Source organism: Pseudoxanthomonas sp. GW2, from assembly GCF_000283075.1.
Lineage (GTDB): Bacteria > Pseudomonadota > Gammaproteobacteria > Xanthomonadales > Xanthomonadaceae > Pseudoxanthomonas.
The window spans coordinates 1-8375 of record NZ_ALIP01000046.1; the positions used below are offsets into that span (position 1 = coordinate 1).

Below are 8375 nucleotides of genomic sequence, written 5' to 3' on the forward strand. Positions count from 1 at the left end.
GCGCGGCGGGCAGGGCCTGCAGCGGTTCCACCGGCAGCACCTGGCCGTCGTCGCCGGCAAGCTGGTCCAGCAGGGCCGCGTCGTCGGCCCGGAGCAGGGCGTCGGCCTCGGCGCTCAGCGTGGCGCTGCGGGCCAGGGCCGCGGCCGCGTGCGGCCAGCGCCGGCGCAGCAGCGGCAACACTTCCAGGCGCAGGAAATTGCGCTCGGCCTCGGCCAGCGCATTGCTGGGGTCGTCGATCCAGCCCAGGCCGTGGGCGCGGGCATAGGCCTCCAGCGCCTGGCGCGGCAGCTGCAGCAGCGGCCGCCAGTGCCAGCCCCCGCCGAACCGGCGCAGCGGGCGCATCGCGCCCAGGCCCTCCGGACCGGAGGCGCGCAGGGCGCGCAGCAGGAAGGTCTCGGCCTGGTCGTCCTGGTGGTGGGCGGTGGCCAGCACGCCGCCGCGCGGCAGGGCCGCGGCCAGGGCGGCGTAGCGCGCCTCGCGCGCGGCCGCTTCCAGGCCCAGTCCGGCGTCCAGCGCCGGCGCCACCCGGCGCACCTCGCAGGGCACGCCCAGCGCCGCGGCCACCTCCAGGCAATGCGCGGCCCAGGCATCGGCCTGCGGTTGCAGGCCGTGGTGCACGTGCACGGCGCGCAGGCCACGGGCGCGGAGCGCCGGCTCCGCGGCCAGGCGGTGCAGCAGCACGGTGGAGTCCAGCCCGCCGCTGAAGCCCGCCAGCAGCGGGCCGTCGCATTCCGGAGGCAGGTCGGGCAGCGGCAGGCGGTCGGGCATGGCCGCTATCGTACGCGGCGGCCCGGGCCGGGCCGCCGCCGTGGCTCAGGCCGCCTCGTAGGCGCCGTAGCCGTGCAGGCGCTGGTAGCGGCGCTGCACCAGCTGCTCGAGCGGCAGCTTCTCCAGTTCGTCCAGCTGGTTGAGCAGCACCGCCTTCAGCCGGCCGGCCATCTGCCGCGGGTTGCGGTGGGCGCCGCCGGTGGGCTCGCGCACCACCTTGTCGACCAGGCCCAGGCTGTGCAGGCGGCGCGCGGTCAGGCCCAGCTGCTCGGCCGCATCCTTGGCCTTGGCCGCGTCCTTCCACAGGATCGAGGCGCAGCCTTCGGGCGAGATCACCGAGTAGGTGCTGTACTCGAGCATGATCGTGCAGTCGCCCACGCCGATGGCCAGGGCGCCGCCGGAGCCGCCTTCGCCGATCACGGTGCACACCACCGGGACCTTCAGTTCGGCCATCTCCAGCAGGTTGCGGGCGATGGCCTCGGACTGGCCGCGCTCCTCGGCGTCGATGCCCGGCCAGGCGCCGGGGGTGTCGATGAAGGTCAGCACCGGCAGGCCGAAGCGCTCGGCCAGCTTCATCAGGCGCAGCGCCTTGCGGTAGCCCTCGGGCTTGGGCATGCCGAAGTTGCGGCGGATCTTCTCTTTGGTGTCGCGGCCCTTCTGGTGGCCGATCACGACCACCGCGCGGCCGTCGATCCGGGCCAGGCCGCCGACGATGGCCTTGTCGTCGGCGAAGGCGCGGTCGCCGGCCAGCTCCTGGAACTCGTCGCAGATGATCTGCACGTAGTCCAGGGTGTAGGGGCGCTGGGGGTGGCGGGCCATCTGCGAGACCTGCCACGGGGTCAGGTCGCGGAAGATCTGCGCGGTGCGGAGCCGGAGCTTGTCCTGCAGCGCCTTGACCTCGGCGTCGACGTTCACCGCCGGGCCGGTGCTGGCATTGCGCAGTTCCTGGATCTTGGCCTCCAGGTCCGCGATGGGCTGCTCGAAATCGAGGTAGTTCGGATTCATCCGTTGTCCGGCGTGCCGGGTAGTACAGGAAGACGGGGAGTGTAGCCGAACACACGTGATTGGACCGGACCGTACGGTATGGGGCTCAGGCCGCCTGTGGCATCCGCGCCACCGCCTTGATCTCGAAACGGAAGCCGTACAGCCACTCCACGCCGATGCCGGTGAGGGCCGGATAGGGCGGCCCGCCCCAGTATTCGGCGGCGACCTGCCAGGCGCGCTCGAAGTCGCGCTCGGCGTCGACCATGAACACGGTCACGTCGACCACGTCCTCGAAGCTGCAGCCGGCCGCGGCCAGCACCGCCTCCAGGTTGGCGAAGGCGCGTCGCACCTGCCGTTCCAGGTCCGGCTCCGGCGAGCCGTCCTCGCGGCTGCCCACCTGCCCGGACACGAACAGCAGGTCGCCGGCGCGTACCGCCGCCGAGTAGCGGTTGCGTGTGTACAGGTCCTGCCGTCCTTCGGGGAATACCGCCACGCGGGTTGCCATCGTCGTTGCTCCATCGGTGGCCGTCCGGGATGGATGGCCCGCGGTCACTGTAGGAAGCCGGCCCCGGCGGATATACCGCCCAGCCCCGGCCAGACTGTTTGTAAAATCCGAACAATCCACGCCACCTGACGGGCCCATGGACCGTTTCGACGCGATGCAGGCCTTCGTCCGGGTTGCCGAAACCGGCAGCTTCACCCGCGCGGCGACCGACCTGGGCCTGGCCCGGGCCACCGTGACCCAGCTGGTGCAGCAGCTGGAGGCACGGCTGCGGGTGCGGCTGCTGGACCGCACCACCCGGCGGGTGACCCTGACCGCCGACGGCAGCGCCTTCCTCGAGCGCGCGCTGCGCCTGCTCGCCGACCTGGACGACGCCGAGACCGGACTGCCGGGCCAGGCCGCCGCCGCCCGCGGACGCCTGCGGGTGGACATGCCGAGCCCGCTGGCGCGGTTGGTGGTGGTGCCGGCGCTGCCGGCGTTCCACGCGCGCCATCCGGAGATAGAGCTGGTGCTGGGTGCCAGCGACCGCGTGGTGGACCTGATGGGCGCCAATGTCGACTGCGTGGTCCGTGGTGGCGAACTGGCCGACGGCTCGCTGGTGGCACGCCGCCTGGCGCGGCTGGCGCTGGGCGTGTACGCCGCTCCGGCCTATCTGGAAAGGCATGGCACCCCGGCGCATCCGGGCGAGCTGGAAGGCGCCGCGCACCGTAGCGTGGGCTTCCTGTGGGCCAGCAGCGGCCGCCCGCTGCAGCCGGGCCTGCGCCGCGGCACCGAGCAGGTGCAGGTGCGCGCCCGGCCGCGGCTGGCCGTGGACGACGGGAATGCCTACCAGGCCGCGGTCCTGGCCGGGCTGGGCGTGGCCTGGATGCCGCGCTACATGGCCGACGCGCACGTGGCGCGCGGCGAGCTGGTGGAGCTGTTCGCGGACTGGCGGCTGGCGCCGATGCCGCTGTCGCTGGCCTGGCGTCCGCGACCGCAGGTCGGGGCGCGCCTGCGTGCCTTCATCGACTGGATGGTGGAACTGATGGCGCCGTACGACGCCGGCTGAGGCTCAGTTGACCCAGGGCCGGCCGATGGCCAGCTTGACCCCGCGCACGATCGGCAGGCCGCGCAGCGCGTCCAGCAGCGGCGGCGCCACCCGCACCGAGTTGCCACCGTTGAGGTCGAGCACGCCGGTGGCGCCCTGGCCCTTGCCGCCGACCTGCACGTGCAGGCGCAGCGGGGTGGGGCCGGGGCGGTGGCGGGCCAGCACCTCGTCGACCCGGTTCCAGGCGCGCGGGTCGCGCAGGTCCAGGCGCAGGGCCAGGCGCTGGGCGTGGTTGGCGCACAGCTGCTCGAAGTCCCAGGCCTGCTTCAGGCGCAGGCTCCAGCCGCCGTTGAACTCGTCCTCGCGCAGGCCGCCCTGCACGACCAGCACGCGGTCGCGCACCAGCAGGCTGGCCATCTCCGCGGCGGCCTCGGCGAACACGCCGCACTCCAGCCGGCCGCGGCCGTCCTCCAGCTGCACGAACACCTGGCTGTCGCCCTTGCGGCGCAGGCCCACGACCATGCCGGCCACCACCACCTGCACCTCCGGGCGCCAGCTGCGCTTCTCGTTGGCGCCGCTGGTGCCGGCGGCCCACAGCTTGTCCAGGTCGCCCAGGTCGTTGCCGACCAGGGCGCGCACGTCCTCGCGGTAGGGGTCGAACGGGTGGCCGCTGAGGTAGTGGCCGAGGGTCTCGCGTTCGCCGTCCAGCTTCTGCCGCAGTGGCCACTCGGCGCATTCGGGCAGGTCCAGCTGCAGCGCCGGGCCGGCGTCGGCCGAGGGCATGCCGAACAGCGAGGTCTGGCCGGCGGCGGCTTCCCTGGCCATCTGGTCGGTGGCCTTGAGCACTTCCGGCAGCTGCAGCATCAGGGTGGCGCGGTTGCGGCCCAGTGCGTCCAGCGCGCCGGCGTTGATCATCGCCTCCAGCGCGCGGCGGTTGAGCTTGGTCGAGTCCACCCGGCGGCAGAAGTCGAGCAGGTCGCGGTACTCGCCGCCCGCCTCGCGCTCGGCCACGATCGCCTCGCACAGGCCGCGGCCCACGCCCTTGATCGCGCCCAGGCCGTAGCGGATGGTGTCGGCGCTCACCGCCTCGAACATGTACGGCGAGTCGTTGACCGTCGGTGGCAGGATGGTCAGGCCGAGGTTGCGCGCCTCGGCCAGGAAGCCGACCACCTTGTCGGTGTTGTCCATGTCCGAGGACATGGTCGCGGCCATGAACTCGGCCGGGTAGTGCCGCTTGAGCCAGGCGGTCTGGTAGGAGACCAGCGCGTACGCGGCGGCGTGCGACTTGTTGAAGCCGTAGCCGGCGAACTTCTCCATCAGGTCGAAGATCTCGTCGGCCTTCTTCTCGTCGACGCCGCCCTTGGCCGCACCCTCGCGGAACATCTCGCGGTGCTTGGCCATCTCCGCCGGGATCTTCTTGCCCATCGCGCGGCGCAGCAGGTCGGCGCCGCCGAGCGAGTAGCCGCCGACGATCTGCGCCATCTGCATGACCTGCTCCTGGTACACCATGATGCCGTAGGTGTCCTTGAGGATGGCCTCGGTGCGCGGGTCGGGGTAGACGATCTCCTGCTGGCCGTGCTTGCGCGCGTTGAAGTCCGGGATCAGGTCCATCGGGCCCGGGCGGTACAGCGACACCAGCGCGATCAGGTCCTCGAAGCGGTCCGGGCGCGCGTCCTTCAGCAGGCGGCGCATGCCCGAGGATTCGAACTGGAACACCGCGCCGGTGTTGCCGCTGGCGAAGATGTCCTTGTAGGTGGCCTCGTCGTCCAGCGGCAGCGCGGCGATGTCCAGCGGCGGGATGCCGGCGCGCTCGTGGCGGCGGTTGATGGCCTTCACCGCCCAGTCGATGATCGTCAGCGTGCGCAGGCCCAGGAAGTCGAACTTCACCAGGCCCACTTCCTCCACGTCGTTCTTGTCGAACTGGGTGACCGGGTTCTTGCCCAGGCCGTCGTGGTCGTGTTCGGCGAACAGCGGGCAGAAGGTGTACAGCGGGGCCGGCGCGATCACCACGCCGCCGGCGTGCTTGCCGGCGTTGCGGGTCAGGTCCTCCAGCTGGCGCGCCAGGTCGATCAGGTCGCGCACTTCCTCCTCGGACTGGTAGCGCTGGATCAGCTCGGGCGAGGCCATTTCCTCGTCCTTGCCTTCGCCCATCGCGTCCTTGAGGGAGATGCCGAGGATGTTGGGGATCAGCTTGGCCACGCCGTCGACGAAGCCGTACGGGTAGCCAAGCACGCGGCCGGCGTCGCGCACCACGGCCTTGGCCGCCATGGTGCCGTAGGTGATGATCTGGCTGACCCGCTCGCGCCCGTACTTGCGGGCGACGTAGTCGATCACCTCGTCGCGCCGGTCCATGCAGAAGTCGATGTCGAAGTCGGGCATCGACACGCGTTCCGGGTTGAGGAAGCGCTCGAACAGCAGGTTGTAGGGCAGCGGATCGAGGTCGGTGATCTTCAGCGCCCAGGCCACCAGCGAGCCGGCGCCCGAACCACGCCCCGGGCCGATCGGGATGCCCTGGTTCTTGCCCCACTGGATGAAGTCGGCAACGATCAGGAAGTAGCCGGGGAACCCCATCTTGATGATGGTGTCCAGCTCGAAGTCCAGCCGCTTGAAGTAGTCCTCGCGGGTCTTGCCCGGCGCCAGCGGGTTCTTCGCCAGGCGCTCCTCCAGGCCTTCGTAGGCCTGCTTGCGGATCCAGCTGTCCAGGGTCTCGTCGTCCGGCACCGGGTAGGCCGGCAGCGCGTACTTGCCCAGGGTCAGTTCGAGGTTGCAGCGGCGCGCCAGCTCGACGGTGTTGGAGATCGCGTCGGGGATGTCGGCGAACAGCGCGGCCATCTCCTCCGGCGACTTCAGGTACTGCTCGGGGCTGTACTCGCGCGGGCGCTTGGGATCGTCCAGCACCCGGCCGGAAGCGATGCACACGCGCGCCTCGTGCGCGTCGAAGCCGGCGCGGTCGAGGAAGCGCACGTCGTTGGACGCCACCACCGGGATCCCGCGCGCCGCCGAGGCGTGCAGGGCGAAGCTGTTGAACGCCTCCTCGCCGTCGCGCCCGGTGCGGGTCAGCTCCAGGCACAGGTTGCCGTCGAAGTCGCGCTGCCAGTCGGCCAGCTGCTGCTGGGCCAGGTCGTGGCGGTTCTCCAGCGCCAGGCGGCCGGCCAGGCTCTCGCGCCCGGCCAGCAGGATCAGGCCGCTGCCGCACTCGCGCACCCAGTCCGGGCGCACGGCAACGCCGCCCTCGGGGCGGTGACCTTCCATCCAGGCCCTGGTGAGCAGCTTGGACAGGTTGAGGTAGCCGCCGTGGTCGCGCACCAGCGCGGTCAGCCGCCACGGGGCCTCCCCGGGGGCGGTGGCCACCATCAGGTCGGCGCCGGCCACCGGCTTGATGCCCACCGCCTCGCACGCCTTGTAGAACTTGATCAGGGCGAACAGGTTGTTGAGGTCGGTGACCGCCAGCGCCGGCAGCCCCAGCTCCACCGCCCGGCTCAGCAGGTTGGGCCGCTTGGCCTTGGCCGGGTCCGCCTGGTCCGGTTTCTCGGGCACGCGGATGATCGAGTCCGCAAGCGAGTACTCGGTATGGATATGGAGGTGGACGAAGCCGGACATGCGGCGGTCAGGGTACCGGGGGGCAGGGGGGGCAACAAGGCTTGACGCCGGGCCCGCGGCGCGGACCGCAGGCGCGGCGGGCTCCGGCGGGGGGCAGACCGGACGGGCGGGATCGGCGATCATCGCCGCCTCCGATCCATGGAATGGAGTCCCGCGTGACCGCAACCGACCTGCGTCCACTCGCACCCGGCGAGCGCAACCCGACCCTCGATGCACTGCGTGGCACCGCGCTGCTGGGCATCCTGCTGATGAACATGGAGGGTTTCAACGGCCCGGTGCTGGCATCCGGCAGCGGCCTGGACCCGAGCCTGGCCGGCGCCGACCGGGTGGTGGACGCGCTGGTCTATTTCTTCGTGCAGGGCAAGTTCTTCACCCTGTTCTCGCTGCTGTTCGGCATGGGCTTCATGGTCATGTCGCAGCGCGCCGAGGAGGCCGGGCGTGGGTTCGCCGGCATGTACCTGCGGCGCATGGGGGTGCTGCTGTGCATCGGCCTGGCCCACGGCGTGCTGGTCTGGTCCGGCGACATCCTGCTGGCCTACGCCCTGCTGGGCATGCCGCTGCTGCTGGTGCGCAACGCGCCGCCGCTGTGGCTGGCGCTGCCGGGCGTGCTGCTGTTCCTGGCCGGCCCGGGCATGGTGCTGCTGTATGCGCTGGCCCTGGCCGTCTCCGGCCCGGCCATGCAGGCCGCCATCGACAAGCAGATGGCGCCGATGGTGGAGCTGGTCGCCCGCGCCAGCGAGGTCTACGCCCACGGCAGCTGGGGCGAGGCGGTGGCGGTGCGCGCCACGGAGGTGGCGGTCAACCTGTCCGGCCTGCCCATCATCGGTGGGCTGGTGCTGGGCATGTTCCTGGTCGGCGCGGCGCTCGCGCGCAGCGGCGCGCTGGCCGCCCCGGAGCGCTTCCCGCGGCTGTTCGCCCTGCTGCGTTGGGGGCTGATGCCGCTGGGCGTGGCGGTCATGGCGGGGTCGATGGCGATCACCCCCGGGGCGAGCTTCGGCCAGTTCAACGCGCGCATCGGCCTGGCCCAGGCCCTGGGCCTGCTGGCTGGCGGGCTGATGTGCATGGGCTACGTGGGCTGGCTGGTGGCCCTGTTCCGCAGCCGCGCCGGCGCCGGCCTCGCGCGCTGGCTGGCCCCGGCCGGGCGCATGGCGCTGACCAACTACCTGCTGCAGTCGGTGGTCTGCACCCTGGTGTTCTACAACTACGGCCTGGGCTACTTCGGGCAGATGCCCCGCGCCTGGCAGGCGGTGTTCGCGCTGGTGCTGTTCGTGCTGCAGGTGCTCCTCAGCCACGTCTGGCTGGCGCGCTTCCGCTTCGGACCGATGGAGTGGCTGTGGCGCTCGGCCACCTACCTGCGCGCGCAGCCGATGCGCCTGCGCGCGCAGCCCGCGGCCGGCCACGCCTGACGACCGTCCCGTCCTCCGCCGTCGTCCCGGCCCGGGGCCGGGACGCGGCGGCATTGCTTCCGCGCGCACGCGCCTGCCGCTAACCTC

General features: G+C 72.0%; 6 protein-coding genes. 2 read left to right on the top strand and 4 right to left on the bottom strand.

Features of this window, described 5'->3' with window-relative positions; all coding sequences use genetic code 11:
• The 3 genes from tilS to B351_RS0104045 all read right to left on the bottom strand — a co-directional run.
• On the bottom strand, positions 1–769 hold a 769-nt coding region (gene tilS, locus B351_RS0104035), incomplete at its 3' end, for a tRNA lysidine(34) synthetase TilS (protein WP_019397771.1).
• Between the two features lie 45 nt (positions 770–814).
• Positions 815–1774: an acetyl-CoA carboxylase carboxyltransferase subunit alpha gene (locus tag B351_RS0104040; RefSeq protein WP_019397772.1), complete on the bottom strand. Its 960-nt coding sequence runs from the start codon at positions 1772–1774 to the stop codon at positions 815–817.
• An 85-nt stretch (positions 1775–1859) separates the two neighbouring features.
• On the bottom strand, positions 1860–2258 hold the full coding sequence (locus B351_RS0104045; protein WP_019397773.1) for a RidA family protein: 399 nt from the start codon (positions 2256–2258) through the stop codon (positions 1860–1862).
• A 136-nt stretch (positions 2259–2394) separates the two neighbouring features.
• Between B351_RS0104045 and B351_RS0104050 the strand changes: the two genes are divergently transcribed.
• Entirely contained in the window at positions 2395–3303 is a 909-nt protein-coding gene (locus tag B351_RS0104050; protein ID WP_019397774.1) for a LysR family transcriptional regulator, read from the top strand.
• A gap of 3 nt (positions 3304–3306) precedes the next feature.
• Here the strand turns inward: B351_RS0104050 and dnaE are convergent, their stop codons facing one another.
• Complete coding sequence (dnaE, locus tag B351_RS0104055; RefSeq protein WP_019397775.1) at positions 3307–6882, bottom strand: DNA polymerase III subunit alpha; 3576 nt, start codon at positions 6880–6882, stop codon at positions 3307–3309.
• Positions 6883–7037: 155 nt separating this feature from the next.
• On the opposite strand from dnaE, the gene B351_RS0104060 reads away from it, so the two are divergent.
• Positions 7038–8288, top strand: a complete 1251-nt coding sequence (locus B351_RS0104060; RefSeq protein WP_026010338.1) for a DUF418 domain-containing protein — start codon at positions 7038–7040, stop codon at positions 8286–8288.
• Positions 8289–8375 lie beyond the last annotated feature (87 nt).

What these genes read in the sequence shown, in the direction of transcription:
- dnaE (WP_019397775.1), bottom strand. Translation starts at nt 6,882, where the DNA reads ATGTCCGGCTTCGTCCACCTCCATATCCATACCGAGTACTCGCTTGCG.
- B351_RS0104045 (WP_019397773.1), bottom strand. Translation starts at nt 2,258, where the DNA reads ATGGCAACCCGCGTGGCGGTATTCCCCGAAGGACGGCAGGACCTGTAC.
- B351_RS0104040 (WP_019397772.1), bottom strand. Translation starts at nt 1,774, where the DNA reads ATGAATCCGAACTACCTCGATTTCGAGCAGCCCATCGCGGACCTGGAG.
- B351_RS0104050 (WP_019397774.1), top strand. Translation starts at nt 2,395, where the DNA reads ATGGACCGTTTCGACGCGATGCAGGCCTTCGTCCGGGTTGCCGAAACC.